This is a genomic window from Mesorhizobium sp. B2-4-2, assembly GCF_006442845.1.
GTDB lineage: Bacteria > Pseudomonadota > Alphaproteobacteria > Rhizobiales > Rhizobiaceae > Mesorhizobium.
This window is the reverse complement of the sequence record NZ_VFVM01000007.1, coordinates 1-25,262: the sequence shown is the minus strand read 5'-3', so window position 1 is coordinate 25,262 and position 25,262 is coordinate 1. Positions and strand designations below refer to the sequence as shown.

Annotated in this window: 25 protein-coding genes; 12 read left to right on the top strand and 13 right to left on the bottom strand. The window is 63.6% G+C overall.

The features are described 5' to 3' along the window. The first annotated feature begins 44 nt into the window (after window positions 1-44). On the top strand, window positions 45-476 hold the full coding sequence (locus FJ942_RS16950; RefSeq protein ID WP_140495738.1) for a cupin domain-containing protein: 432 nt from the start codon (window positions 45-47) through the stop codon (window positions 474-476). Window positions 477-704: 228 nt separating this feature from the next. Then, window positions 705-1,151, top strand: a complete 447-nt coding sequence (locus FJ942_RS16945; protein ID WP_140495737.1) for a hypothetical protein — start codon at window positions 705-707, stop codon at window positions 1,149-1,151. 69 nt (window positions 1,152-1,220) lie between these two features. On the opposite strand, the gene FJ942_RS16940 is transcribed toward FJ942_RS16945, so the two are convergent. Together FJ942_RS16940 and FJ942_RS16935 are read right to left on the bottom strand one after the other, a co-directional pair. Next, a complete protein-coding gene (locus FJ942_RS16940; protein WP_140495736.1) occupies window positions 1,221-1,676 on the bottom strand; it encodes a carboxymuconolactone decarboxylase family protein in 456 nt (151 codons plus the stop codon). 122 nt (window positions 1,677-1,798) lie between these two features. Next, window positions 1,799-2,227 (bottom strand): SRPBCC domain-containing protein, encoded by a 429-nt coding sequence (locus FJ942_RS16935; protein ID WP_140495735.1) that lies wholly within the window; start codon window positions 2,225-2,227, stop codon window positions 1,799-1,801. 199 nt (window positions 2,228-2,426) lie between these two features. On the opposite strand from FJ942_RS16935, the gene FJ942_RS16930 reads away from it, so the two are divergent. Both FJ942_RS16930 and FJ942_RS16925 read left to right on the top strand, forming a co-directional pair. Then, complete coding sequence (locus tag FJ942_RS16930) at window positions 2,427-3,185, top strand: copper homeostasis protein CutC (RefSeq protein WP_140555124.1); 759 nt, start codon at window positions 2,427-2,429, stop codon at window positions 3,183-3,185. Then, window positions 3,182-3,676, top strand: a complete 495-nt coding sequence (locus FJ942_RS16925) for a GNAT family N-acetyltransferase (RefSeq protein WP_140495733.1) — start codon at window positions 3,182-3,184, stop codon at window positions 3,674-3,676. Before FJ942_RS16930 ends, FJ942_RS16925 begins: the two co-directional genes overlap by 4 nt. 155 nt (window positions 3,677-3,831) lie before the next feature. On the opposite strand, the gene FJ942_RS16915 is transcribed toward FJ942_RS16925, so the two are convergent. From FJ942_RS16915 to FJ942_RS16895, 5 genes are all read right to left on the bottom strand, one after another. Beyond that, complete coding sequence (locus FJ942_RS16915; RefSeq protein WP_140495731.1) at window positions 3,832-5,211, bottom strand: OFA family MFS transporter; 1,380 nt, start codon at window positions 5,209-5,211, stop codon at window positions 3,832-3,834. Between the two features lie 239 nt (window positions 5,212-5,450). Then, window positions 5,451-6,473: an acyltransferase gene (locus tag FJ942_RS16910; RefSeq protein ID WP_140898280.1), complete on the bottom strand. Its 1,023-nt coding sequence runs from the start codon at window positions 6,471-6,473 to the stop codon at window positions 5,451-5,453. A 192-nt stretch (window positions 6,474-6,665) separates the two neighbouring features. After that, a complete protein-coding gene (locus tag FJ942_RS16905) occupies window positions 6,666-7,463 on the bottom strand; it encodes a xanthine dehydrogenase family protein subunit M (RefSeq protein ID WP_140623328.1) in 798 nt (265 codons plus the stop codon). Between the two features lie 155 nt (window positions 7,464-7,618). Next, window positions 7,619-9,970 (bottom strand): xanthine dehydrogenase family protein molybdopterin-binding subunit, encoded by a 2,352-nt coding sequence (locus FJ942_RS16900; RefSeq protein WP_140898278.1) that lies wholly within the window; start codon window positions 9,968-9,970, stop codon window positions 7,619-7,621. A gap of 93 nt (window positions 9,971-10,063) precedes the next feature. After that, entirely contained in the window at window positions 10,064-10,552 is a 489-nt protein-coding gene (locus FJ942_RS16895) for a (2Fe-2S)-binding protein (protein WP_140521053.1), read from the bottom strand. Window positions 10,553-10,857: 305 nt separating this feature from the next. Here FJ942_RS16895 and FJ942_RS16890 point away from each other — a divergent pair, with 305 nt between their 5' ends. Together FJ942_RS16890 and FJ942_RS16885 are read left to right on the top strand one after the other, a co-directional pair. Next, entirely contained in the window at window positions 10,858-11,994 is a 1,137-nt protein-coding gene (locus FJ942_RS16890; RefSeq protein WP_140656516.1) for an FIST signal transduction protein, read from the top strand. An 8-nt stretch (window positions 11,995-12,002) separates the two neighbouring features. After that, window positions 12,003-13,343 (top strand): hybrid sensor histidine kinase/response regulator, encoded by a 1,341-nt coding sequence (locus FJ942_RS16885; RefSeq protein WP_140495725.1) that lies wholly within the window; start codon window positions 12,003-12,005, stop codon window positions 13,341-13,343. A gap of 9 nt (window positions 13,344-13,352) precedes the next feature. On the opposite strand, the gene FJ942_RS16880 is transcribed toward FJ942_RS16885, so the two are convergent. Continuing rightward, a complete protein-coding gene (locus tag FJ942_RS16880; RefSeq protein WP_140495724.1) occupies window positions 13,353-14,036 on the bottom strand; it encodes a response regulator transcription factor in 684 nt (227 codons plus the stop codon). A 224-nt stretch (window positions 14,037-14,260) separates the two neighbouring features. Between FJ942_RS16880 and FJ942_RS16875 the strand changes: the two genes are divergently transcribed. The 3 genes from FJ942_RS16875 to FJ942_RS16865 all read left to right on the top strand — a co-directional run bounded on the left by FJ942_RS16875 (window position 14,261) and on the right by FJ942_RS16865 (window position 16,790). Next, a complete protein-coding gene (locus FJ942_RS16875) occupies window positions 14,261-14,959 on the top strand; it encodes a fumarylacetoacetate hydrolase family protein (RefSeq protein ID WP_140656519.1) in 699 nt (232 codons plus the stop codon). A 4-nt stretch (window positions 14,960-14,963) separates the two neighbouring features. Beyond that, window positions 14,964-15,614, top strand: coding sequence for a maleylacetoacetate isomerase (gene maiA / locus FJ942_RS16870; protein ID WP_140495722.1), 651 nt, complete (start codon window positions 14,964-14,966; stop codon window positions 15,612-15,614). Between the two features lie 135 nt (window positions 15,615-15,749). After that, on the top strand, window positions 15,750-16,790 hold the full coding sequence (locus tag FJ942_RS16865) for a zinc-dependent alcohol dehydrogenase family protein (protein ID WP_140517186.1): 1,041 nt from the start codon (window positions 15,750-15,752) through the stop codon (window positions 16,788-16,790). On the opposite strand, the gene FJ942_RS16860 is transcribed toward FJ942_RS16865, so the two are convergent. After that, window positions 16,787-17,686 (bottom strand): DMT family transporter, encoded by a 900-nt coding sequence (locus tag FJ942_RS16860; RefSeq protein ID WP_140555108.1) that lies wholly within the window; start codon window positions 17,684-17,686, stop codon window positions 16,787-16,789. The two genes, FJ942_RS16865 and FJ942_RS16860, sit on opposite strands and share 4 nt — an antisense overlap. Before the next feature lie 108 nt (window positions 17,687-17,794). Between FJ942_RS16860 and FJ942_RS16855 the strand changes: the two genes are divergently transcribed. Continuing rightward, entirely contained in the window at window positions 17,795-19,195 is a 1,401-nt protein-coding gene (locus FJ942_RS16855) for a PLP-dependent aminotransferase family protein (protein WP_140517190.1), read from the top strand. A 23-nt stretch (window positions 19,196-19,218) separates the two neighbouring features. On the opposite strand, the gene FJ942_RS16850 is transcribed toward FJ942_RS16855, so the two are convergent. Then, a complete protein-coding gene (locus tag FJ942_RS16850) occupies window positions 19,219-20,109 on the bottom strand; it encodes a LysR family transcriptional regulator (RefSeq protein WP_140517192.1) in 891 nt (296 codons plus the stop codon). A 136-nt stretch (window positions 20,110-20,245) separates the two neighbouring features. Between FJ942_RS16850 and FJ942_RS16845 the strand changes: the two genes are divergently transcribed. Beyond that, window positions 20,246-21,691 carry an MFS transporter gene (locus tag FJ942_RS16845; protein ID WP_140898276.1) on the top strand — a complete coding sequence of 482 codons (1,446 nt, stop codon included), beginning with the start codon at window positions 20,246-20,248 and terminating at the stop codon, window positions 21,689-21,691. Window positions 21,692-21,726: 35 nt separating this feature from the next. On the opposite strand, the gene FJ942_RS16840 is transcribed toward FJ942_RS16845, so the two are convergent. The 3 genes from FJ942_RS16840 to FJ942_RS16830 all read right to left on the bottom strand — a co-directional run bounded on the left by FJ942_RS16840 (window position 21,727) and on the right by FJ942_RS16830 (window position 24,265). Then, window positions 21,727-22,224 (bottom strand): MaoC family dehydratase, encoded by a 498-nt coding sequence (locus tag FJ942_RS16840; protein ID WP_140495716.1) that lies wholly within the window; start codon window positions 22,222-22,224, stop codon window positions 21,727-21,729. Between the two features lie 247 nt (window positions 22,225-22,471). Then, window positions 22,472-22,900 carry a phasin family protein gene (locus FJ942_RS16835; RefSeq protein WP_140495715.1) on the bottom strand — a complete coding sequence of 143 codons (429 nt, stop codon included), beginning with the start codon at window positions 22,898-22,900 and terminating at the stop codon, window positions 22,472-22,474. Between the two features lie 69 nt (window positions 22,901-22,969). Beyond that, complete coding sequence (locus tag FJ942_RS16830; protein ID WP_140898274.1) at window positions 22,970-24,265, bottom strand: DUF445 domain-containing protein; 1,296 nt, start codon at window positions 24,263-24,265, stop codon at window positions 22,970-22,972. Between the two features lie 398 nt (window positions 24,266-24,663). Between FJ942_RS16830 and rirA the strand changes: the two genes are divergently transcribed. After that, window positions 24,664-25,125, top strand: coding sequence for an iron-responsive transcriptional regulator RirA (gene rirA / locus FJ942_RS16825; RefSeq protein WP_140495713.1), 462 nt, complete (start codon window positions 24,664-24,666; stop codon window positions 25,123-25,125). Window positions 25,126-25,262 lie beyond the last annotated feature (137 nt).

Below are 25,262 nucleotides of genomic sequence, written 5' to 3'. Positions count from 1 at the left end.
CCGGCCTTCGCGGCGCGATAGATGCGGCGGTTTGGGGAGGAATCATGCGAAAAGTCCTGGCATCGGCATTGCTGCTGGCGGCTGCGGCGTTCGCGACCGGCGCTCATGCGCTGGACAGCAGCGGCACACCCGTCGTCGTGACACCCCTCGCCTCGCGCACGACCACCGCTTCCGGCCAGCCGATCACGCTGCCGCAGAAGAACGTGCAGGTGCTGGTGTCGACCTACGACATAGCGCCGGGCGCGACCTTGCCGGTGCACAAGCATCCGTTCCCGCGCTACGCCTATGTCGAGGCCGGCACGTTGAAGGTCACCAATGTCGAGACCGGCAACAGCAACACCTACAAGACTGGCGATTTCATCATCGAGATGATCGGGCAGTGGCATCAGGCCACCAATATCGGTGAAGGCCCGGTCAAGCTGCTGGTGATCGACCAGGTCGAGGAAGGCACCAAGAACACGGTTTTGCGCCAGTAAGCCACCGCTGCTCCGGCTCCTCGAACTGTCTCGCCACGGGAGCGCGCCGCGTTAAGCGTTGGCCCAGCTCTCACATCCGGTTCCGCACGACCGGGCTGACGATGCTACGCCGGTTGCCCGCCTTACCGGCGGAACCGGATTCCCCCCGTTGGGTTTTTCGCGAAATCCCTTTGCTTGGTGAATGCCTTTTCCTGGAGCAAACTCCCTGCCGGGGCTCAAGGAGCAGAAATGAGAGCACGAACAGCGACGGTCGGCGATCTGGAAGACGTGTTTCGCCATTTGTCCAAGCGGATGTCCGACGAATACATCGCCGCGGGCAAGGACAGCAAGGTCGCCTACGACAATCTGATGATGAACCTGAAGGAGGGCCGCGCCCATGCCCTTGTCGACAGCGACGGGACCGTAGCAATCGTCGCCTGGCACGAGCATGGCGACGCCGCGGACACGCTGTTCGCGGCGCGCGAGGGCTTTTTCAGGGCCGCGACCGTGCGTTTCTGCAGGCGGCATATCAGGCAGATCCAGGCGCTCGCCGGCAATCTCCCTATTCACTCCCGCAGTTGGCTCACGGGACCGGAAATCGCAAAATGGTTTCGCACCATCGGCTATGTCGAACGCGGCGAGGAAAATGGCGCCAAACTGTTCGAATTGCCGCCGGCCGCGACCCGGCCCGGCTAGGCAAGCAGGTTTGGTGCACCGCGAGTCCAGCCGCCATTGCACCGTGGCACGGCTCGCCTTCGCGCGGCCTTAGCCCCAGGCGCCGACCATTTGGCGTGTCGTGGCGTTCAGCCGGTTGAAGGCGTTGATCACGGCGATCTGGATGACGAGCCCGGCAAGCGCCTTTTCGTCATAGTGCCGGGCGGCCTCGTCCCATACCTCGTCCGTCACGGCATCCGTTCTGTCGGCCAGCCTTGTGCCGGCTTCGGCAAGGGCAAGCGCGGCGCGTTCGGCATCGGTGAAGTACGGCGTCTCCCGCCAGGCCGACAAGGCAAAGATGCGTTCGTCCTTCTCGCCAGCCTTCTTGAGTTCGCGCGCATGCATGTCGACGCAAACCGAGCAGCCATTGATCTGGCTGGCGCGCAGATGGACGAGCTTGCGCGTCACATAGGGCAAATCGGCCGCCTCGGTCGACTTGTCCAGCGCCAGCAGCGCCTGCAGGGCGCCGGGGATGAGCATCACGGGGTTCTTGAGCCTGGCTTCCATGGTCTTTCTCCGTTTGAAACCTTTGAACATGGCGCGGTTTGCCATGCCCGGAAGCGGCGCATCCGGGAGACTTGTTGTGGTTCGCCGGCCATGGCGACCGGTTGGTCGAGGAGAGTCGGCGCTCAGCCTTGCTTCGCAGCCACCTGCTCAAGTCGCTCAAGAATACGCGGCCAGCCGCTTCCCATGCCGACATATCCACGCTCGTCGGCCGGCCGGAACCCCGAGTGCTCCATCCGCACCCGGGTCGCCGCGCCCTCAGGCGTGAGCGACCAGGTCACCACGGTTTTCAGTCCGCTGTCGGATTCGCTTCCGTCGCCCCAGCTATAGGCAAGCAGGCGTGGCGCCTCGACTTTCAGCACGACGCAGTTCGTCACCCCGGACCAGCCCGGTACCGGTGAAGCGCGGAACGTGAAGCGATGCCCCTCTTGCGGCGCGAAGTCATTCTGCATGAGCCATTCTGCGACGAGTTCGGGCACTGTCAGCGCACGCCATATCTTCTCCGCCGAATGCGGAATCAGCCGTTCAACGACGATCGATTTGGTCTGTGTCATGCCGTGCTCCTCTTAGTCGTCGTCGAGCCACCGCTCGCGATCAATAACTCGATGGCTATGGGTTAACTCATAACCATGTAGTTATAAGACTGTCAAGCAGGGAAATGCCCCCTGGTCCAATGCGCCGTGCCGTTCCTGCTTTCGCGCCCGCCGCGCGGGTGCTACGGGCTTCTCACAACATCATGGACAGGATCACACCTTGACTGAAGAAGCCCGCCCGCCGCTGATCGAAATCTGTGTCGAGGGCATTGATGGCCTTCTGGCCGCACAGGCCGGCGGCGCCGACAGGGTCGAACTGTGCGCCAGCCTCGTCGAAGGCGGCATCACGCCGAGCTTGGGAACCGTGCGCGCCGCGCTCGACCAGGCGATTGTGCCGTTCCATGTCATGGTGCGGCCGCGTGGCGGCGATTTTCTCTACAGCGAAACCGAGTACCGTTCGATGCTGGCCGACGTAGCCGCCCTGCGCGACCTCGGCGTGCCCGGCGTGGTGTTCGGCTGCCTCACCGCCGAAGGCACCATCGATGAGCGCCGCATGAGCGAACTGACGGAGGCCGCCGGCGGCCTTAACGTCACGTGTCACCGCGCTTTCGACATGACGCGCGACCCGGCCGAGGCTTTGGAAGCGCTGATCCGTTGCAAGGTCGGCCGCGTGCTGACCAGCGGCCAACGCGACACGGCGATGGAGGGCCTGTCGCTGCTGGCGGACCTGGTGCGACAGGGGGGCGACCGCATCGTCATTCTCGGCTGCGGCGGGCTCGATCTCGGCAACATTGCCGAGGTGCGGCAAAGGACCGGACTGTCCGAAATGCATTTCGCCGTCCTTAAGGACGTGCCCAGCGCCATGCGCTACCGCAATCCCAAGGTCGGCATGGGTGGCTCCGATCTCGACCGCGAGTATCGCAATACGCTCACCGATACGCCGCTTGTGGCAGCGACGATCGCGGCGGCCAAGGCATGACCGCCCTCTCCCCGATCAGCCGTGTCAGGCAAAGCGACGAAGCGGCCATACTCGCGCTCAACAACGAGCATGCCGCCGAATTGTCGTGGCTTGAGCCCGAGCGCCTGTCTTTCCTGCTTGGCGAGGCGTTCTATGCGCGCCGCATCGGCGCGCTCGAAGCCTTCATCATGACCTTCGATCAAGGGGCTCGGTACGACAGTCCGAATTTTCTCTGGTTTCGCGAACGCTACGAGCGCTTCGTCTATGTCGATCGCGTCGTGGTGGCGGCGCAAGCTCGTGGCCGCGGCCATGCCCGCCTGCTCTACCAAGACCTGTTCGAGCACGCCACGCGCGCCGGCCATGCACTGGTCACATGCGAGGTCAATGCCGACCCGCCCAACCCGGCTTCGGACGCCTTCCATGCAGCGCTCGGCTTCACCGAGGTCGGCGACGCGGTGATCCATGGCGGCAAGAAGGCGGTGCGCTACTACGTCAGGCGGATCATCGCCTGAGCGCTGCTCCTTTCCAGGTCTCTGCCACTACTGGAACAACGCCGCTGCACTGACCAGCGTCGTCCAGAACCCCCACAACAGCGGGATGCCGACCAGCAGCCAGGCAAGGACCAATTTGACAGAATTGCTGTTGTCTTGCGCCATGATCACTCTCCTTACGCTGCAGCCGGTTCGGCCTTCATGTGGAACCGTGCATCCACCGGCCGCATCATCAGGTTGAGCAGGAAACCGACGACGAGCAGGCCGGCCATGATGTACATGGTGACCGTGTAGGCATCGGCCTTCGCTACTCCTGCATCGATCTGGTACTGCCTGATGTAGTTGACCAGGACCGGCCCCAGCACGCCCGCCACTGACCACGCCGTCAGCAGGCGGCCATGGATGGCACCGACATACCGCACGCCGAAGACATCGCGCAGATAGGCCGGAATGGTGGAAAAGCCGCCGCCATACATGCTCAAGATGACGCCATAGAACAGCACGAACAGGAACACGTTGCCCGACTGGCCCGTCCACGGCACCACTGCATAAAGGATCACGCCCAGCACGAAGAAGACCGCGTAGGTCGTCTTGCGGCCGATATAGTCGCTGGTCGACGCCCAGAAGAAGCGGCCGAGCATGTTGAAGATCGATAGCAGGCCGACGAAGCCGGCGGCGGCGGCCGGCGTGATGCGTCCCGGGAACATCTCCTGGCTCATGGCGGAGGCTTGGCCGAGGACGCCGATGCCGGCCGTCACGTTGAGGCACAGCACGCCCCACAACAGCCAGAACTGCGGTGTCTTCAACGCGTCGTCGAGATGGACGTTGGCGGTTGTCACCATCGTGTTTTGTGTCGTCGGCGGCGTCCAGCCGGCCGGACGCCAGCCATCGGGCGGCACCCTGACGATGACAGCGCCGATCAGCATGAAGATGAAGTAGACAATGCCCAGCACGATGAAGGTTTCGGCGACACCGATATGCTGCGGGGTCGAAAACAGCTTCAGCAGATAGACCGAAAGCGGCGAAGCGATGAAGGCTCCGCCGCCAAACCCCATGATCGCCATGCCGGTCGCCATGCCCGGCCGGTCGGGAAACCAGGTGATCAGCGTCTTGACCGGCGAGATGTAACCGAGCCCGAGGCCGATGCCGCCCAGGACGCCGTAGCCGAGATAGATGATCCACAGTTGATGCAAGGTGACGCCGAGCGCCGACACGATGAAACCGCCGCCGAAACAGCAGGCGGCCGCGACCATCGCCTTGCGCGGGCCGACGCGATCCAGCCAACCGCCGCCGAAGGCTGCCGCGAGGCCAAGAAACAGGATCGCGATCGAAAAAATCCAGCCGAGTCCGGTCAGCTTCCAGTCGTCGGGCGCCGAATCGGTGATACCGATCAGTTTCGACATCGGCAGGTTAAAGACGCTGAACGCGTAGGCCTGACCGATGCAAAGATGAATGCACAACGCCGCCGGCGGCACCATCCATCTGCTGAAACCGGGCTCGGCGATCGTGCGCGAGCGGTCGAGCCAGCCGCCGGCGTTTTCCCTGGTCGTTGCCATTCCATCCTCCCATGCAATGCTCCGATTCGAATAAACTAGGCGGAGCACGGGGCGGGACAACAAGGAATAGCTGCCATAATACCAATGTCTAAGGACATCGGGCTATCCGGCAAGCAGATCGCCAGGTCACCCCTGGCTATATTAGGACGAACTTACCAAACAAGCTGCCGGACAGGCGGCATCGAGCGAGGCTGACCTTGGCCGCTAGGCAACGCAAGGGAGGGACACTGCGGCGTCACTCACCAGTTGCGGTTCAGCCACTCACGCGACGGCCGCTCGATGACATAATAGCTGCAGAGCGCGCAGGCAAAGACCCCAGCCAGCATCAGCCATGGGTCGCTGCCTCGCTCATAGACGAATTTGTAGAATGGCTGCTGCCACAGATAGAGCGAATAGGACCATAGACCCAACGTCGCCATAGGCCAGGACGACAGCAGTCCAGAAAACAATCTCGTGCTGAAATCGAGAGCGTTGACGGCAAGCGCCAGGAGCGGCACGGCGACCAGATAGTGGATCGGGGTTGGTACCGGGTCCATGAACAGAAGCACCGCCGCGATGGCCGCCGCCACCGCCACATAAGGGCCCTTCAACAGGGCCGGCAGCTTGCCGTCGGTCTTCAGCAGGCAGATGGCGGCCGACAGCAGGATCGACGCAATATGCACGTCGGTGCGCCAGTATGTGGTCTCGTAGTCCATGTGCAGGAACCAGTACGAAACCGCACCGTTTGCCATGGCCAGCACCGCCAGCACCAGGAGCAGCGGGATGACGCGGCTACGGCTTGCGACAAGTGCGCTGATCGCTGCCAGGATGATGTAGGCATGCTCTTCGACACAGAGCGACCAGATGTGGTCGAGCGCGCCAGCGCGGTTCACGAGAATTCCGGCATAGTTGTAGGTGAATGTCAGCGCCGTCAGCGCCGCCTTCCATTTGAAGGCGACGAACGTGCCCGACAACGCAATCATCGAAACGATCACGAACACCAGCAGCGCGGGATAGATGCGGGAGAAGCGGCGCTTGAAGAATTTCTTCAGCGGGTAGCGCTCGACGAACAGGATCTCGGCCATCAGCCGGCCGCTGAGCACGAAGAAGAATTCGACGCCCAGTACGCCGAGATTGATCCCTGCAACGGGAAAGAAATGGCCGATAAGCACCAGCGCGATCGAAAGTCCGCGCCAGCCGTCGAGATAGGCCAGTCTTGTCCTGGCGGATCTGTCGGCGACGGATCTTGGCGGCACAATATGCGTCGCGGAGATGTCGGTCATGCCGCTCCCTTCGCATTGAAACATGCGAATAGGGTCGCAGGTCGTGATGAACACTCCGAACCCGGCTCGCGTTTGATCGCCGGCATAGTGCAGTGCAATATCGCTTTGTGCAAGTGCGAGATTGCCAAAATGCGCCCGTCTGCGGAAAAGGGGCGAGAAGTCCCTCTCCTGCCTGACAGGAGCAGGAAGGAATCAGGCGTTGGCGGCGGCCACCGCGCGCTTGGCCATGACCGCGACCAGATTGGCACGGTAGTCGGCGGAAGCGTGGATATCGCTCATCAGCTTGGTCGCCGGCACCTTGACGCCGTCGAGCGCCGAAGCCACGAAGTCCTTCGCGAGCGCGGCCTCGATCTCCTTCGAGCGGAAGACGCCATCGTCGCCGGCCCCGGTCACGGCCACCCTGACGCCGTCCACACCCTTGGCCACGAACACGCCGACAATGGCGTAGCGGGAGGCCGGATTGCGGAATTTTTTATAGGCTGCCTTTGCCGGCGCGGTGAAGGTGACGGCCGTGAGGATTTCGCCGTCCTCCAGCGCCGTCTCGAACAGGCCCACGAAGAACTTGTCGGCCGCGATCTGGCGCGTGTTGGTAATGATGGTGGCATTTAGCGCCAGCATGGCCGCTGGATAATCGGCCGCCGGGTCGTTGTTGGCGATCGAGCCGCCGATCGTGCCCCTATAGCGTACTGCCGGATCGCCGATCAGCGATGCCAGATGCGCGAGCGCCGGGCAGGCGTGTTTCAACTTGTCGTCGCTGGCAACATCGAAATGCGTGGTGGCGGCGCCGATCGTGACCGTCCTGCCGGACACTGTCACCCCTTGCAACTCCTTGATCCGCGACAGGTCGACGACATCGGAAGGGGCCGCCAGCCGCGTCTTCATGGCCGGGATCAGGGTCATGCCGCCCGACAGCAACTTGGCGTCGCCGCCCGTGACGAGCTTCGCGGCATCGGCGACTGAGGCGGCGCGGTGGTAATTGACTGCGTACATTTGGAGGCTCTCCCTGGTGAAGAGTGGATAGTCAGTAGTCAGTAGTGATTAGTGAGTAGGCATTGGTCGGTAATGTGGTGAATAGCGGGTGATCAATTGCCGCGGCAACCGCGTTTTTGTTCACTACTCACTATTCACTACTCACTCTCCTTTTTTCAGTGCTTCGCCGTCGCACGGATCGCGGCCCACACCGTAGACGGCGAAGCCGGCATGGCGATATCCGCGATTCCTATGGCGTCGGTGATGGCGTTGATCACCGCCGGCGGCGAGCCGATAGCGCCGGCCTCGCCGCAGCCCTTGATGCCGAGCGGATTGCCCGGACACGGCGTGTTCGAGGTCGAGACCTTGAACGAAGGCAGGTCATCCGCACGCGGCATGGTATAGTCCATGTAGCTCGCTGTCAGAAGCTGGCCGTCGGCATCATAGTGGGCGCCTTCGAGCAGTGCCTGGCCGATGCCCTGCGCGATGCCGCCATGCACCTGGCCCTCGACGATCATCGGGTTGATGATGTTGCCGAAATCGTCGGCCGCGACGAACTGGATAATCTCGGTCGTTCCGGTCTCCGGATCGATCTCGACCTCGCAGATGTAGCAGCCGGCCGGAAAGGTGAAATTGGACGGGTCGTAAAACGCCGTCTCCTTCAATCCCGGCTCCATGCCACCGGGCAAATTATGAGCGGTATAGGCCGCCAGCGCCATCTGGAACCACGGCACGTTTTTGTCGGTGCCGGCGACCTTCAGCGCGCCGTTCTCGATGACGATGTCGCCCTCGTCGGCCTCGAGCAGGTGCGCCGCGATCTTCTTGGCCTTGGCCTCGACCTTGTCCAGCGCCTTGGCAATCGCCGACATTCCGACCGCGCCCGAGCGCGAGCCGTAGGTACCCATACCCATCTGCACCTTGTCAGTGTCGCCATGGACGATCGAGACGCTGTCGATCGGCACCCCAAACCGTTCGTTGACCAGTTGCGCGAAGGTCGTCTCATGGCCCTGGCCATGGCTGTGCGAGCCGGTCAGCACCTCGATGGTGCCGGCGGCATTGACGCGCACCTCGGCCGATTCCCAAAGGCCGACGCCGGCGCCGAGCGAGCCCACCGCGGCCGACGGCGCCAGGCCGCATGCTTCGATGTAGCAGCTCATGCCGATGCCGCGCAGCTTGCCGTTCCTGGCGGCCTCCGCCTTGCGCCCGGCAAAGCCGGCATAGTCGGCGGCCTCCATGGCCGCGTCGAGCGAGGCGCCATAGTCACCGGCGTCATAGTTCATGATGACCGGCGTCTGGTGCGGAAACGTGGTGATGAAGTTGGTCCGCCGAAGCTCCGCCGGCGAGACGCCGAGTTCCCGCGCCGCGGTCTCCATCGTGCGCTCGATGAGATAGGTGGCTTCGGGCCGCCCTGCCCCCCTATAGGCATCGACCGGTGCCGTGTTGGTGTAGACCGTGCGGACATTGGCGTGGATCGCCGGGATATCGTACTGGCCCGACAGCAGCGTCGCGTAGAGATAGGTCGGCACGCAGGACGAGAACAGCGACATGTAGGCGCCAAGATTGGCCAACGTGTCGACCTTGAGACCGGTGATCCTGTTGTTCTTGTCGAAGGCCATTTCCACTGTCGAGACATGATCGCGGCCATGCGCATCGGAGAGGAAGCTCTCGGTGCGGTCGGCCACCCATTTCACCGGCACGCCGGTTTTCTTGGACGCCCACAGGCAGACGATCTCTTCGGGATAGATATAGATCTTGGAGCCGAAACCGCCGCCGACATCGGGCGCGATGACGCGCAATTTGTTTTCCGGCGCGATGTTGTAGAAGGCGCTCATCACCAGCCGGGCGACATGCGGGTTCTGCGAGGTCGTCCAGCAGGTATAGTGGTCTTCCGCCCTGTCATAGTGGCCCAGCGCTGCCCGCGGCTCCATGGCGTTGGGCACCAGCCGGTTGTTGACGATTTTCATGCGGGTGACGTGGGAAGCCGCCTTGATCGCCGCGTCGGTCGCCTTGGCGTCGCCGATCTCCCAGTCGAAGATCAGGTTGTTTTCGGCTTCCGGATGGAGTTGCGGAGCGCCCTTTTCGAGCGCCTTCGTCGCATCCACCACCGCCTCGAGTTCATTGTAGGTGATCTCGACCGCTTCGGCGGCGTCGCGCGCCTGGCCCTTGGTGTCGGCGACCACGACGACGACCGCATCGCCGACATAGCGAACCTTGTCGACCGCCAGCGGCGACCAGGCTCCCATCTTCATCGGGGAGCCGTCCTTGGAATGGATCATCCAGCCGCAGATGAGATTGCCGATGCCATCGGCCTTCAGCTCCTTGCCGGTCAGCACGCCGATGACACCCGGCATGGCTTGAGCTTTGTCGACGTCGATCTTCACGATCTGGGCATGCGCGTGCGGGCTGCGCACGAAGGCCGCATGCTTCATGCCGGGCACCACCATGTCGTCGACATAGCGGCCGGCACCAGTGATGAACCGCTTGTCTTCCTTGCGCGCCACGCGAGCGCCAACACCTTCAATGCCCATCAGAAATTCCTCCCGAATTGTAAGGCAGTAGGTGAGTAAGGCAGTAGGGCAGTAGGGGAATTGGCTCTGGTCCGTACTGCCGTACTGTTCATCTCACGCCGCTTGCCTGACCTTGCCGCTCATCCCCTCCGATGCGGCGAGGATCGCCTTGACGATGTTGTGGTAGCCGGTGCAGCGGCAGATGTTGCCCTCGAGCTCTGCGCGCACCGTCGCTTCGTCGAGGCCCTCGGGGTGGCGCTTGATCATGTCGGCCGCCGTCATGATCATGCCCGGCGTGCAGAAGCCGCATTGCAGTCCGTGATGCTCCTTGAACGCCGCCTGCACGGGATGCAGGTCGGCACCGTTGGCAAGTCCCTCGATCGTCACCACGCTCGATCCGGACGCCTGCACCGCGAGCATCGTACAGGACTTCACCGCCTTGCCGTCGACATGGACGACGCAGGCGCCGCATTGCGAGGTGTCGCAACCGACATGGGTACCGGTGAGACCGAGATTCTCCCGCAAGAAGTGAACCAGCAGCGTCCGGTCCTCGGCCGCACCGCGGACCTGTTTTCCGTTCACCATCAACGAAACGTCCGACATGAATCCTCCCTGGGTATCACCTTGGTCATCACGCTGCCGACGCAGTGTTGGCTTCGGCCATGCGTTATTCGTACACCGCACAAGCCGTAAAAAACAGCGCAGCGCAAAGCCGGATCATTGTACTTTCGGCCATGGCAGGGCGAAACACGCATTGCCCTCGCCCCATTGCCAAAATGCCGATTGGCGGCAACAATGGCTTTCGACGTTGGCGCGCAAGAAGCACATAAACAGCCACGCACAGGCAACGTCGGAGGAAATGCGGGAGAACGTCGCTGACCGTTTCACGGACGCGCTACGCATGCGGTTTGTCGGCGCTGACCACGGACGAGCCCGACCCGGACGTCTTCGCACGCGCGGTGGCGGCGGAGGCGGCCGCCATCGAGGCCGGCTTCGCCCTGTTGTTCTTTTCCCAGCGCCTTGTCGAGGCCGGCGCCCTTTCGCGCGCAATCGCGGCCCATGCGCCGGCGCTCCACTACGCCGGCTGCTCGACCGCCGGCGAAATCACGCCGCAGGGCCTCGAGGAGGGCCATATCCTCGCCATGCTGCTCCCTTCGGCGTCGTTTACCGCGGTCAGCACCACGGTCGACAACCTGTCGTCATCGGGCTTGGACAGGGTCACTGGTGATGTCGAGGATCTGCGACGCACGCTGCATGGGCGCATCGGCGGCGAGCGGGCTGGGAACACCTTCGCGCTCTGTTTCATCGACGGACTGTCCTATGCCGAGGAAGCTGTGAGTTCAGCCATCCATTGGGGCCTCGACGACATTCCGCTGCTCGGCGGTTCCGCCGGTGACGACCTGAAATTCGAGACGACGAGCCTGATCTCCAACGGCAAGGTCACCTCCGACAGCGCCATCATCGTGCTGGTCGCCACGGAAATCCCTTTCCATGTCTTCAAGACCGACAATTTCGTTCCCACCGACGAAAAGCTGGTGGTCACCGCGTCCGATCCCGATCACCGCATCGTGCGCGAGTTCAATGCCACCAATGCGGCCGAGGAATATGCCGCTTCGGTCGGCATCGTCGCGCAGACGCTGACACCGCTGAGCTTCGCCTCGCATCCGGTGGTGGTGAAGGTAGGCGGTGAATATTACTGCCGCTCCATCCAGAAGATGCATGCGGACGGCTCGCTGTCGTTCTTCTGCGCCATCGACGATGGTGTCGTGCTGTCGATCGCCCAACCCAAGGACATGGTGGAATCGACCCGCGCGGCTCTGCTCGACGTCGAGGCGAGGCTTGGCGGCATCGACATGATCATCGGCTTCGACTGTGTCCTGCGCCGGCTGGATGCGCGCAACCGCCAGGTCTTTCGCGAGATTTCCGAACTCTACCGGGTCAACAACGTCATCGGCTTCGGCACCTATGGCGAACAATACCGGTCGATGCATCTCAACCAGACCTTCACCGGCATCGCCTTCGGCGAGCGCCCGGCCGCCGAGTGAGCGCTGCCGTGCCCCTCAAGGACATAGACGATCCCGACAGGCTGAAGAAGATCAACGCTGCGCTGGTCAGCCGCGTCGAGCGCTCGATGGACCAGCAAGGCAACGCCTTCTCGCTGTTCCAGACCGCGATCTCACTGGAAAGCAGGGTACGCGCCCGCACCGAGGAACTGCACTCGACCTTGCGGCGGCTGGAACAATCGAACATCGACCTCAGCGCCGCCAAGGAAAATGCCGAGCAGGCGAACCTGTCCAAGACCCGCTTTCTCGCGGCGGCCAGCCACGACGTGCTGCAGCCGTTGAATGCGGCGCATCTGTCCGTCTCCGCCCTTGCCGAAGTGCAGACCAGCGACGAGGGCCGGAAACTGGTACGGCAGGTCGAGCGCTCGCTGGAGACGATGGAGGACCTGCTGCGCACGCTGCTCGACATCTCCAAGCTCGATGCGGGTGTGGTCCAGCCCGACATTGGCGACGTCAGCCTGGAGGCGCTGTTCTCGTCGCTGCGGTCGGATTTCCAGCCTGTGGCCGAACTGAAGGGCCTGTCGCTGAAATTCCGCGCCGTCAACGCCGTGGTTCGCTCCGATCGCACGCTGCTGCGCCGCATCCTGCAGAACATCCTCTCCAATGCGCTGGGCTACACCCGCTCGGGCGGTGTCCTTGTCGGCACCAGGCACCGCGGCGATGCCATCCGCATCGATGTCGCCGACACCGGCTGCGGCATTCCCGACGACCAGCGCGAGGCGGTGTTCGAGGAATTTCATCGCGGCATCATGCCTGCCAATGCCGAACTCGCCGGCGGCGGCCTCGGCCTCGGGCTGGCCATCGTGCGGCGCATCGCCGGCGCGCTCGGCCATCCCGTGACGTTTTCCTCGAAGGTCGGTCGCGGCACGATTTTTCACATCGATGTCCCCGTCGGCATCGGTGCCACGGCGGACGCCGTCGCCAGCGCTGCAAGCCTGGAGCGGCCGCGCGGCTATGGCTTGTTCGGCACCAAGGTTCTGCTGGTCGAGAACGATGTCGAGGTGCTGCAGGCGATGACCTCGTTGCTCGAACGCTGGCAATGCCTGGTGCGCGCCGCGACCTCGACCGACGACGCGCTCGACATGCTCGGCGACACGGACTGGGTGCCCGACATCGTCATAGCCGACCAGCATCTCGACGGCGGCGATCTCGGCACCGCCACCATATCGAAGGTCCGCCGCTATCTCGGCCGCGCGGTGCCGGCGCTGATCGTCACCGCCGACAGTTCCGAAGCCGTCGCCAAGGCGGCGCGGGCCGGCGGCATCGAGTTGATGCGCAAGCCGCTCAAGCCCGCGCAACTAAGGGCGCTGCTGGCACATCTGCTGGCTTAGACCTGCCCCTCAAAACCCCGCCTGATCCCTGAAAAGCTCCGCATTATCAAGCTTCGAAACCTCGATCACCGCTTGCGTGCGGCTGTAGACGTTGAGCTTGCGCAGGATCTCCGAGACGTGCGCCTTGACTGTGGTCTCGCCCACTTGCAGCTCATAGGCGATCTGCTTGTTGAGCAGGCCCTGGCGTAGCATCTGCAACACGCGCAACTGCTGCGGCGTCAATGTCGAAAGGCGCTGCACCATGTCGGCGCGGTCGGTGCTGTCGGCGTCGGGCGGGCGGCCCTCATAAGTTTCCGGAACATAGATGGCACCTTCCATCACCGAGCGTATGGCGTTGGCCAGATCGCTCTTGCGCGCCGATTTCGGGATGAAGCCGGCAGCACCGTAGGACAGCGCCTCGGAGATGATCTTGGGCTCCTCGTAACCGGATACTATGACCACGGGCAGGCGCGGATAGCGGGTCCGAAGCTGCAGCAACCCCTCGAAGCCGTGCACCCCGGGCATGCTGAGATCGAGCAGGGCAAGGTCGAACGGCTTTGTCCCGGCCAGCAGGTCGAGTGCCTCGGCGATCGAGCGCGCCTCCACCGTGTCGACCTCCGGGTAGGCCATCTGCACGGCGCTGTGCAGCGCCTCGCGAAACAGCGGATGATCGTCGATGATCAGGAACCGGGCGCTGTCAGTGGCTGCTGTCATGTGGCTCGTTTCGGTTTGCCGCCCGCAGTATAATCCCGCGACCATGGCCGACTTATTGGCAAATAGTCTATCCCAGCGGACGATGCATCGCCCCGAAAGTGATGGAAACTCCGGATTCCTTATACGGCCGGCCGGCCAATGCTTTATGAAAAGCGACGCCTTGCCCGGCCTCTCAATTCGGCCGAAGGTGCCCGCGGCCCGACATCCAACTGCAGAGACAGACCATGACCGCCTTTGTCCTCCCCGCTCCGCCAACGCCCTCGGTCGCGGTGGCCGGCTCGAACGAGCGATTTGCGGTGCGCCGCATCTTCTGCGTCGGGCGCAACTACGCCGCGCATATCAGGGAGTTCGGCAATGACGAGCGCGATCCACCCTTCTTCTTCACCAAGCCCGCCGATGCGGTGGCAGACTCCGGCGCTACGATCCCCTACCCGCCGCTGACGACCAACCTGCACCATGAGATCGAACTGGTGGTCGCGATCGGCAAGTCGGGCTTCCGCATCCCGCGCGCCCAGGCGCTGGATCATGTCTGGGGCTATGCCGTCGGCATCGACCTCACCCGCCGCGATCTCCAGGACGAAGCCAAGAAAGCGGCGCGGCCATGGGACTGGTCGAAGGCTTTCGACCGCTCCGCGCCGTGCGGTCCTCTGGTTCCCGCGCAAAAATCCGGCCATCCGAACCAGGGCCGTATCTGGCTGGCTGTCGACGGCAAGATCCGGCAGGACGCCGACCTCGCCGAGTTGATCTGGCCGATCTCCGACATCGTCTCGATCTGCAGCGAAGGCATGGAATTGCAGCCAGGCGACCTCATCTTCACCGGCACGCCGGCCGGCGTCGGCGCGGTCAACCCCGGGGAGACGATGACCGGCGGCGTCGACGGCATCGGCACGATCGAAGTGACCATCGGCCAACCAAATCGGTGAATGCATGAGCGACATCGTCCTTCACAACTACTACCGCTCCTCCACCTCCTACAGGGTGCGGATTGCGCTGGAGATGAAGGGGCTGACCTATGACTACGTGCCGCATCACCTGCGCCATGGCGAGCATCTCGAACCGGCCTATCTCGCGGTCAACCCGCAGGGCCTGGTGCCGGCGCTGATCCTGGGCGACGGCACCCTGCTGACGCAATCGCTGGCGATCATCGAATTTCTCGACGAGACGACGCCCGAACCGCCTCTGCTGCCGAAGGACGCAGTTGGGCGCGCCCGCGTCAGGATGCTGGCGCAGATGATTGCCTGCGATATCCATCCGGTGAATAATTTGCGTATCCTGACCGCGCTGCGAACCCTGTTCGGCGCCGGCGACGAGGATGTCGCCAACTGGTTCCGGCACTGGGTCAAAGAGGGTTTCAAGCCACTCGAAGACCTGTTGATGGCTTCGCCCGAGACCGGCACCTTCTGCCACGGCGACACGCCGGGGCTGGCCGATATCTGCCTGGCGGCACAAGTCACCAGCAATGCCCGTTTCGGCGTCGATATGGCGCCCTACCCGACGATCTCGCGCATCAATGCCGCTTGCATGGCCCTGCCGGCCTTCCAGAACGCCGCGCCGCAAAACCAGATCGATGCCGAGTAACCTTCATTCGGCGACGCGCAGCGTCGCCATCGGCGTATGCCCAAACGGCCGACTTGTCTGGCGGAATCGATTTCCGCTTGACCGGCCAGGGAATCGGCTATCGTTTCCCGAAGTGCGCGCAAGGTGGAGTTGCCGATGAAAGCCGTCGTCTTCGAAAAATTCGGCGAGGCGCCGACGATCCAGACCGTTCCCGATCCGAAGCCGGCGCCGGACGGCGTCGTCATCAAGGTCGAGGCGACAGGCCTGTGCCGCAGCGATTGGCACGGCTGGATGGGCCATGACGCCGATATCCGCTTGCCGCATGTCCCCGGTCACGAGCTGGCCGGCGTCGTGGTAGCCGCCGGCAAGCAGGTGACCCGCTGGAAGGCTGGCGAGCGCGTCACCGTCCCGTTCGCCGTCGGCTGCGGCCATTGTTTCGAATGCACGTCCGGCAATCACCAGGTCTGCGAGCACCAGTCCCAGCCGGGCTTCAACGCCTGGGGCTCGTTCGCCGAATATGTCGCCATCGAGCACGCCGACACCAACCTCGTGCGCCTGCCCGACGAGATGGAATTCGCCACTGCCGCCAGCCTCGGCTGTCGCTTCGTCACCTCGTTCCGCGCCATCGTCGACCAGGGCCGGGTGAGGCCGGGCGAATGGGTGGCGGTGCATGGCTGCGGCGGCGTCGGCCTGTCGGCGATCATGATCGCCAGCGCCATGGGTGCCAATGTCATCGCCATCGACCTCACCGAAGAGAAGCTGGACTTTGCCAGGAAGATCGGCGCGGTGGCGACCATCAACGCGGCGACGACCCCGAACGTCGTCAAGGCGGTCAAGCAGATCACCAATGGCGGCGTGCATATGTCCATGGATGCACTCGGTCATCCCACGACCTCGTTCAATTCGATCGCCAATCTGCGCCGGCGCGGCCGCCATGTGCAGGTCGGCCTGATGCTGGGCGATCACGCCCGCCCGCAGGTTCCGATGGACAAGGTGATCGCGTTCGAGCTCGAAATCCTCGGCAGCCACGGCATGCAGGCCTACCGCTACCCCGCGATGATGGAGATGATCCGCACCGGCAAGCTGAAACCCGAGCTTCTGGTCGGCAAGAAGATCAGCCTTGAGGAAGCGCCGGCTGCACTGATGGCGATGGGCGGCTTCGAAGGCATCGGCATCGGTGTGGTGACGAAGTTTTAGCCAGCGGCGCCGGTTGCGGGCCGTGGCAAATCCCGCCTGGCAAACTTTTTGGCGCCGAATACGCACAGCACCACGCCGAGCGTGATGACGACCATCAGGGGGCTGACCTGTTCATGCAGCAGGGACGCCGCCAGGGCGAGGCCAAAGAAGGGCTGCAGCAGTTGCAACTGCCCCACGGCGGCGATGCCGCCTTGCGCGAGGCCGCGATACCAGAACACGAAGCCGATCAGCATGCTGAACAGCGAGACATAGGCAAGCCCGATCCATGCATTGGTCCCGACCGTGGCGAAGGACGGTGGCAAGGTGACCAGGGTCACCACCAGCATGACCGGCAGTGACAGCACCAGCGCCCAGCAGATCACCTGCCAACCGCCCAGCCTGCGCGACAGCGCGGCGCCTTCTGCGTAGCCCAGGCCGCAAACGACGATTGCGGCGAGCATCAGTGCATCGCCAACCGGCGAGGCCGTCACGCCTTGCGCAAGGGCAAACCCGCCCACCAGCGCGCTGCCGAGGCATGAGAACAGCCAGAAGGCCGGTCTCGGCCTCTCGCCCCCGCGCAGCACGCCGAAGATCGCGGTCGCCAGCGGCAGCAGGCCGACGAAGATGATGGAATGAGCAGAGGTGACATGCTTCAGCGCCAAGGCTGTCAGCAAGGGAAAGCCGACCACCACACCCAACGCGACGATGACAAGCGACATCAGGTCATGACGCTCCGGGCGCTTCTCGCGGAAGACGAGCAGCAGCGCGAGGCCAAGCAAAGCTGCTATCACCGCGCGCGCCGACGTCAGGAATGTCGGATCGAGATCCATCACCGCCACGCGCGTTGCCGGCAAGGAGCCGCTGAAAATCAACACGCCGATGAATCCGCTCACCCAGCCGCTCGTCGTCTTGTCCATTGCAGGCACTCCATCCGTTGCGCCCTCTATCGGGCCCATACCCATGGCGTCACCAGAGACAATGCAGTACAATTCAACAAAACTGTAATGGTTTGCCGGAAGGTACAGATGAACGTATCAGCGAGATTCGACAACAGCGGAACCCTTGTCGAAGGCGTCATGTCCACCATCCGCCAGCGAATTGCCGCGCGCAGCCTCACGCCCGGCGCCCGATTGCCCTCGATCCGCGCCTTCGCCAAATCCATGCAGGTTTCCAAATCGACAGTGGTCGAGGCCTATGAGCGACTGGCGGCGGAAGGCGCGATCCGTTCCCGGCCAGGCTCCGGCTTCTATGCCGCCGGATCGCTGGCGCCGCTGTCGCTGGCCGAGATCGGCCCCCGACTCGATCGCGCCGTCGATCCGCTCTGGGTTTCGCGGCAGTCGCTGGAAGCGGGCGATGAGATGCTGAAGCCCGGCTGCGGCTGGCTGCCCGCCTCGTGGATGCCGCAGGCAGCGCTACGTCGCGCGCTGCGCAACGTGGCGCGCGCCGATGATGTGGCCCTTGCCGACTACGGCACGCCGCTCGGGCTGCCGCCGCTGCGCCAATTGCTGGCGCGGCGCATGGCCACGCATGGCATCGAGGCTTCCCCCGAACAGGTCATGCTGACGGAATCGGGCACGCAGGCCATCGACCTCCTGTGCCGGTTCCTGCTCGAACCCGGCGATACAGTGCTGGTCGACGATCCCTGCTATTTCAATTTCCACGCACTGTTGCGTGCCCATCAGGCCAAGGTCGTCAGCGTCCCCTATACGCCATCGGGACCGGATATCGACTTGTTCGCGCAGGCGCTGGCCGAGCATCGGCCGCGCCTCTACATCACCAACTCCGCCATCCACAACCCGACCGGCGCGATCCTGTCGCCGGTCACCGCGCACCGGCTGCTCAAGCTCGCCGATCAATCGGACCTGACCATCGTCGAGGACGACATCTTCGCCGATTTCGAACACACTCCTGCCCCGAGGCTTGCGGCTTTCGACGGTCTCGAACGTGTCGTCCATATCGGCAGTTTCTCCAAGACGCTTTCGGCCTCGATACGCTGCGGGTTCATCGCCGCGCCCCGTGACTGGATGGAAGGGCTGGCCGACCTCAAGATCGCCACCACTTTCGGCGGCGGGCGGCTCGCGGCCGAATTGGTGCTGACCCTGCTCAGGGATGGCAGCTATCGCAAGCATATGGACCTGCTGCGCGCCCGGCTCTCACGTGCCATGATCGAGACAAGCGCTCGGCTGAAGGCGATCGGGATCACGCCCTGGATCGAGCAGCCTGCCGGTCTGTTCCTCTGGTGCAGCCTGCCGGATGCAGTGGACGCAGCCGAGACTGCCCGCCGCGCGCTTGCGGCCAATGTCGTGCTGGCGCCCGGGAACGCGTTCAGCCTGTCGCGATCAGCCAGCCGATTCCTGCGCTTCAACGTTGCGCAATGCGAAGACGAGCGGATTTTCAAGGTGCTGGAGGCAGCCATGCCGCGTTGACGGCCGGGGCGCGGCTTGCGCGATCAGGACTTCACGCAAATCTCGCGCACACAACTCCGCAGCCAGCGCTGCGCCGGATCGGCATCGAGCCGCGGATGCCAGAGCATGGAAATGGTGACCGCCGGAATGTCGACCGGCAGGGAAAAAGTCTGCATGCCGGCGCGCGCGCCTTGCGTATGCCGCTCGGGCACGCTGGCGATCAGTTCCGAGGCGCGCGCCATCGCGAGCGCGGCCGAAAAACCGGAAGTCATGCACACGACCATTCGTTGCAATCCGAGCCGGCTCAAGGCCTCGTCGATCGGCCCCCTTTCGCGGCCCCGCCGCGAAACATTGATGTGGCGGCCGGCCGCATAGCGTTCCGGCGTCATCGCGCCCTGGCCGAGCGGATGGCCACTGCGCACCGCGCAGACGAAACGGTCGCGAAAAAGCGCCTGGATGCGCACCTCCGGCCCGGTCTCGCCGGCCACACCTACTTCCAGGTCGATCGCCGCTTCGCGCAGTGACGCCATGTCCTTGTCCGACTTCGGCGCGAAACGCAGCCGCACGCCCGGCGCATCGGCCTGGATGCGGGCGATCAGGCGCGGCCCGAACTCCTCGACGAAGCTTTCATTGGTGCGCAGCGTGAAGGTCCTCTCCAGGCCCGGCAGATCAAGCAGCCTCGCCGGGCGCAGCAGCGTTTCCGCATCCTGAACCACACGACCGACCTGCTGGCGCAGTTCCTGCGCGCGTGGCGTTGGAACCAGACCGCGACCGGCCCGCACCAGCAGCGGATCTCCCGTCGCCGCGCGCAGGCGCGCCAGCGTGCGGCTCATCGCCGAGGGGCTGAGCCGTAATCGCGTCGCCGCACGCGCCACGCTGCCTTCGTCCAGCAGGACATCGAGGGCGACGAGCAGGTTGAGATCGGGCGGCGACATGGTTCGATCCTAGCACGAAATCCGCTGATGTGGCGTGCAACGCACGAATAGAATGCAAATGCTGCGCGTTCCGCCACATCATACAAACGATTAGATCTTCGAAGCTTCGACCTGAAGCCGACAAAGGGAGATCGCCGTGGCAGTCACTGAGCAACATCGCAACGAGCACGCATCGGTCGCACAGAAAATCCCATCGGCTGGATGGGCGCTGGCGAGCCTGTCGCTGGCCACGCTGCTGTCGTCGCTCGGCACCAGCATCGCCAGCGTCGGCCTTCCCGCGCTGATGCAGGCATTCGATGCCTCGTTCCAACAGGTGCAATGGGTCGTGATTGCCTATCTGCTCGCCATCACCATCCTGATCGTCAGTGCCGGGCGCCTCGCCGACATGCTCGGGCGGCGGCCGCTGCTGCTTTTCGGCATCGCGCTGTTCACATCGGCGTCGGTGCTCTGCGGCCTCTCGCCGGCTTTGTGGCTGCTGATCGCGGCGCGGGCGGTGCAAGGGCTTGGCGCGGCGCTGATGATGGCGCTGACATTGGCCCTTGTCGCCGAGACGGTGAGCAAGGCCAGGACCGGCAGCGCCATGGGCCTGCTCGGCGCCATGTCGGCCATCGGCACCACGCTCGGCCCTTCCATAGGCGGCCTGCTGATCGCCGCTCTCGGCTGGCGTTCGATTTTCCTGGTCAACGTGCCGCTCGGCATCCTGACCTTTGCAATGGCCTGGCGTGCTTTGCCTGCCGGCAACCGGACGGCGTGGACCGGTCAAGCCGGCTTCGATGGTTTGGGCACGGGCCTGCTGGCCCTGACATTGGCGGCCTACGCGCTGGCGATGACGCTGAGTAGAGGCAGTTTCGGGCTCATCAATATCGGCCTGCTGGTCGCGGCTGGCATCGGCATCTTCCTGTTCGCCACGGCGCAAAGTATGGCGAAAAACCCATTGGTCGAGCTTTCCGCCTTCCGTGATCTCTCGCTGAGCGCCAGCCTGGCCATGAACCTGATCGTCGCCACCGTGATGATGGCGACCTTGGTGGTTGCGCCGTTCTATCTCTCGCGCGGGCTCGGACTGGACGCGGCAAACGTCGGACTGGTGCTCTCGACAGGCCCGCTGGTTTCGGCGCTGTCGGCGTTGCTCGCCGGACGCCTTGCCGATCGCTTCGGAGCCAAAAGGATGATGGTCGCGGGCCTGCTCGGCCTTGCCACGGGCACGTTCCTCCTGTCCCTGGCGATAACGACACTCGGCATCGCCAGCTATGTCGTCCCCATCACCGTGACCTGCTTCGGTTATGCCCTGTTCCAGACAGCGAACAACGCCGCCGTCATGCGCAGCGTCGGCGCCGGTCAACGCGGCGTCATCTCCGGCCTGCTCAATCTCTCGCGCAACCTTGGCCTCATTACGGGCGCCTCCGTCATGGGCGCCATATTCGCCGCCGCATCGGCCGGAGGACGTGAAGCCGGCGGCCAAGGCATGCTGACGTCAGCGGCGGCGGCCAGCGGAATGCAGGTGACCTTCCAGACGGCAACGGCACTGGCGGTGGCGGCGCTGGCGCTCAGCCTTTTGCCGAGCCGGCGGGCGGAGAATGCCTGACGAAGATCAATTCAGGGGGCTTGGGCGAATGCCGCTCAGGCCCCTGCCCGCTTGCGGCGCTCATAGAGCATGACCAGCGTCTCGGCCGTCAGCGCCGGCTTTTCCTCGCCCTCGATCTCGACGGTGTTGGCGGCCTTCATCAGGTATTGGCCCGGCCCCCTGTCCTCCATGGACAGCAGCGTGGTGCGCAGCCGGATGCGTGCGCCCACCTTGACCGGCGCCAGGAAACGCACCTTGTCGAAGCCGTAATTGAAGGCGGCCTGCGTGTTCTCGGGCACGATTCCCATGCCGAGCGCCAGCGCGCCGATGATCGACAGCGTCAGATAGCCATGGGCGATCGTCGTGCGGAACGGGCTTTGCCGCCGCGCCCGTTCGGGGTCGACATGGATCCATTGATGATCGCCGGTGCATTCGGCGAACTGGTTGATACGGTTCTGGTCGACTGTCGTCCATTCCGAGACGCCAAGCTCCTGCCCGGACATCGTCCTCAACTGCTCGTAGGTCGGCGGCGTCTTAGGCCGTATTTCGGTCATTCCTGTTTTCCCGATAGCTTCCAACGCTTCCGGACCACGAACCGGCGGCCTCTGTCAATTCGCCCTGCATGATTCGGTCCCCTTGGGATCGATGCGAATCCTGGCATCACTCTACGTCAAGCCGTGTTCGCCCGGCCTTGGCATTTGAGGGTACCCATGGTGTAAAGGCATAGCGGCCGATGAAAGAGCATCCGAACAAACTTCGCCTGGCGCAGGGTTGGCAGGCAACCGGTCTTTGTCACGCAAGCTACTTCTTCTCGTAGCCGGCGCGGATTTCCTCCATCGCCTCTTTGATGCGCATGCGCAGGATGTCGACCGATTCGGTGCCGGATTTCCTGACCAGCTCGGCCACTTCGCTGGCATTCTTCAACGTAGTCTCGAAGGATTTCCTGGCGAACTCAGTCTGTTTGGCCATCAGGTCCTGCGGCGTGCCGGGCGCTCTGTAGCCTTGCGTCATGTCGGCAATTTCGCGCAGCGTGTCCTGCAGCATCTCGCGTTGCCTGGAGAACAGCGACGACGCGCCGGCGGCACTTGCCCGCGCCGATTTCTCCAGTGCTTCAAGGTTCTTGCGGTGGTGCGCGAGGATCGCCTCGACATCGACATTGGGCAGTTTCAGGTCACGGCCGAACCGGCCGAACATGTCCGTGAAGGAATCGGAATCCGGTTGTTTGGCCATGCTCATCTGCTCCCCTGTTGCCGCGACTGCTGATGCCCGTCCATGAGAATAGGGCATGGCGTGCGCCCGTCAATTGACGAGAAACAGCCGCTCAGCTGTGTAAAGCGCGATGCCAGCCAGACCGCCGATGATCATGCCGTTGAAGCGGATATATTGCAGGTCCCGGCCGATATTCATCTCGATCAACCGCGTCAGCTGCGCCAGGTCCCAGCGCTTGACCTGGTCGGCGATGAATTTCGATACGCCGCTCTTCTGGCTCTCGACGAAAGAGGACAGCGCCACCACGAATCCCTGGTTCATGTCGGCCCTGATCTTGGCGTCTCCGGCCAGATGCCGGCCGACCTCGACGAACATGTTGGCAAGATGCGCGCGGATGATCGATCGCGGCGCCTTGGCATCCTGCTCGATGAACAGGCTGAGGCTTTCCCACATGTCGCCGGCCAGCGCCTTGACTTCCGGCCTGGCGAGGAAATCGCGCTTCAGCTTCTCGGCGCGCCTTGCATACTGCTTCGACGTTCTCAGCCGCTCGACGAAGCCCTGTGCGAAACGGTCGAATTCGGTGCGCATCGGGTGGTCGGGATCGGCTCTCACCTCGTCGAGCAGCGAACCGGCCGAGGCGACGATCTTCTTCAGGAGATAGGCGTCGGCCCTGAACAGGTTGAACAGCGACGGCAGTTCCTCGCGGATCTTTTCGCGCATGGTCGTCAGCGCCTGTTCATCGTTGAGGAACCGGCCGATCACCTTGATGAACTCATCGAACAGCCTCTGGTGACGGCGATCGTCGGTCAGGGCCGAGAGCAATTCGGCCGCCAACGGCGCCAGCGGCACTTTTTCGATCTGCTCCAGCATCCGGCTGGTGACGAAGCCGCGCAGCCCCGATTGCTCGACGGCGGCAAGCGTCTGCGGAACCAGGCGCACGACGAAACGCGACAGGCCCGCGGCACGTTCGGAATCGGCCAGCCAGTCGGCGACGAGCGCCGAGAAATCGACCTCGGCCAACTTTTCGCGCACCGGCTCGGGGGCAAGGAAATTGGCTTCGATGAAACGGCCGAGACTATCGGCGATACGGTTCTGGTTCTCGGGAATGATCGCGGTGTGCGGGATCGGCAGACCGAGAGGCCGCTTGAACAGCGCGACCACCGCATACCAGTCGGCCAGGCCGCCAATGGTCGCCGCCTCGGCAAAGGCGGCGACGAAGCCGAGCCAAGGATAGGTGCTCTCGAAGGACTTGGCCAGAGCGAACACGGCGACGCAAAGCGCAAGTGCCGCCGTGGCGACGAATTTGGTCCGCCGCAGCATTGTAAGCTTGGCATGCGCGTCGGCATCGTATCCGCCGGAAGCCAGGGCCGTGGCTGATTGTGACATGTCAGAGCCGCTCCTCGTCGATCTCTGATCTATTTAGAGCATTCCAGGAAAGGTGTGTAACGCTGTTCTCTGGAAAAGCGCCTGGCGCTTTCCCCAGGGAATTGCGTGAAAACAAAGAGTTAGGGCGGTCGGCCATTCTGCCAATCACTGGACCGCTCTGGTGTTTCGCCCGAGAAAATGCGCGTGACAGCCGATTCGGCCCGCGTCTTGCCGCCTTGCGCACACAAAGTTGACGGGAATATTCAGCTATTAGGCGAAGCTAGTCTGGAATTATTCCAAGGTATAGGCCATATTCCGCCGAGGCCAGTGTGGCGAATCCGAAAGCTCGGAGCAAAGCCGCACCAGCAAAGTTCAAAATCTGGCGTGATCGCAGCTCGCCGGCGCTTTGTGAGGACAAGATGCGACTTACCCGCCAGACCAATTACGCCATGCGCATCCTGATGTATTGCGCGGCCAATACCGATCGGCTGAGCCGCATCCCCGAGATCGCCGCCGCCTATTCGGTGTCGGAGCTTTTCCTGTTCAAGATCCTCCAGCCACTGGTCGAGAATGGCCTTGTCGAGACGGTGCGTGGCCGCAATGGCGGCGTCAGGCTTGGCCGTGCCGCGGAATCGATCAACCTGTTCGACGTCGTGCGCGTGACGGAGGAAAGCTTCGCCATGGCCGAGTGCTTCGAGAACGACGCCGCGGAATGCCCTCTGGTCGACAGTTGCGCGCTGAATTCCGCGTTGCGCGAGGCGCTCAACGCCTTCTTCGCGGTCCTTGCCCGCTATACGATCGCCGATCTCGTGGCGGCGCGTCCGAACGTGCGCAACCTGCTCGGCATTGACCTGCTGGAGCGCCGCGCACCGGCGGCCTGATCCGGTTCGCCGCAGGCTGGACCTGCGGCGAACGTCCAGAATCTAGGCCGCTGCCAGAATCTAGAGCGTTTCATATCTTGACGGAAGCGTAGCCTGCGTTTTCGAAGTAGTTCCTGCATTCGGCTGCCTCGATTGTT

Excerpts from the sequence above, each read along its gene's own strand:
- FJ942_RS16840 (WP_140495716.1), bottom strand. The coding sequence starts at position 22,224 with ATGACCGAAATACGGCCTAAGACGCCGCCGACCTACGAGCAGTTGAGG.
- rirA (WP_140495713.1), top strand. The coding sequence starts at position 24,664 with ATGCGACTTACCCGCCAGACCAATTACGCCATGCGCATCCTGATGTAT.
- FJ942_RS16910 (WP_140898280.1), bottom strand. The coding sequence starts at position 6,473 with ATGACCGACATCTCCGCGACGCATATTGTGCCGCCAAGATCCGTCGCC.
- FJ942_RS16940 (WP_140495736.1), bottom strand. The coding sequence starts at position 1,676 with ATGGAAGCCAGGCTCAAGAACCCCGTGATGCTCATCCCCGGCGCCCTG.
- FJ942_RS16945 (WP_140495737.1), top strand. The coding sequence starts at position 705 with ATGAGAGCACGAACAGCGACGGTCGGCGATCTGGAAGACGTGTTTCGC.
- FJ942_RS16925 (WP_140495733.1), top strand. The coding sequence starts at position 3,182 with ATGACCGCCCTCTCCCCGATCAGCCGTGTCAGGCAAAGCGACGAAGCG.
- FJ942_RS16935 (WP_140495735.1), bottom strand. The coding sequence starts at position 2,227 with ATGACACAGACCAAATCGATCGTCGTTGAACGGCTGATTCCGCATTCG.
- FJ942_RS16855 (WP_140517190.1), top strand. The coding sequence starts at position 17,795 with ATGAACGTATCAGCGAGATTCGACAACAGCGGAACCCTTGTCGAAGGC.
- FJ942_RS16830 (WP_140898274.1), bottom strand. The coding sequence starts at position 24,265 with ATGTCACAATCAGCCACGGCCCTGGCTTCCGGCGGATACGATGCCGAC.
- FJ942_RS16880 (WP_140495724.1), bottom strand. The coding sequence starts at position 14,036 with ATGACAGCAGCCACTGACAGCGCCCGGTTCCTGATCATCGACGATCAT.
- FJ942_RS16900 (WP_140898278.1), bottom strand. The coding sequence starts at position 9,970 with ATGGGCATTGAAGGTGTTGGCGCTCGCGTGGCGCGCAAGGAAGACAAG.
- FJ942_RS16950 (WP_140495738.1), top strand. The coding sequence starts at position 45 with ATGCGAAAAGTCCTGGCATCGGCATTGCTGCTGGCGGCTGCGGCGTTC.
- FJ942_RS16835 (WP_140495715.1), bottom strand. The coding sequence starts at position 22,900 with ATGGCCAAACAACCGGATTCCGATTCCTTCACGGACATGTTCGGCCGG.
- FJ942_RS16915 (WP_140495731.1), bottom strand. The coding sequence starts at position 5,211 with ATGGCAACGACCAGGGAAAACGCCGGCGGCTGGCTCGACCGCTCGCGC.
- FJ942_RS16895 (WP_140521053.1), bottom strand. The coding sequence starts at position 10,552 with ATGTCGGACGTTTCGTTGATGGTGAACGGAAAACAGGTCCGCGGTGCG.
- FJ942_RS16865 (WP_140517186.1), top strand. The coding sequence starts at position 15,750 with ATGAAAGCCGTCGTCTTCGAAAAATTCGGCGAGGCGCCGACGATCCAG.
- maiA (WP_140495722.1), top strand. The coding sequence starts at position 14,964 with ATGAGCGACATCGTCCTTCACAACTACTACCGCTCCTCCACCTCCTAC.
- FJ942_RS16850 (WP_140517192.1), bottom strand. The coding sequence starts at position 20,109 with ATGTCGCCGCCCGATCTCAACCTGCTCGTCGCCCTCGATGTCCTGCTG.
- FJ942_RS16875 (WP_140656519.1), top strand. The coding sequence starts at position 14,261 with ATGACCGCCTTTGTCCTCCCCGCTCCGCCAACGCCCTCGGTCGCGGTG.
- FJ942_RS16860 (WP_140555108.1), bottom strand. The coding sequence starts at position 17,686 with ATGGACAAGACGACGAGCGGCTGGGTGAGCGGATTCATCGGCGTGTTG.
- FJ942_RS16905 (WP_140623328.1), bottom strand. The coding sequence starts at position 7,463 with ATGTACGCAGTCAATTACCACCGCGCCGCCTCAGTCGCCGATGCCGCG.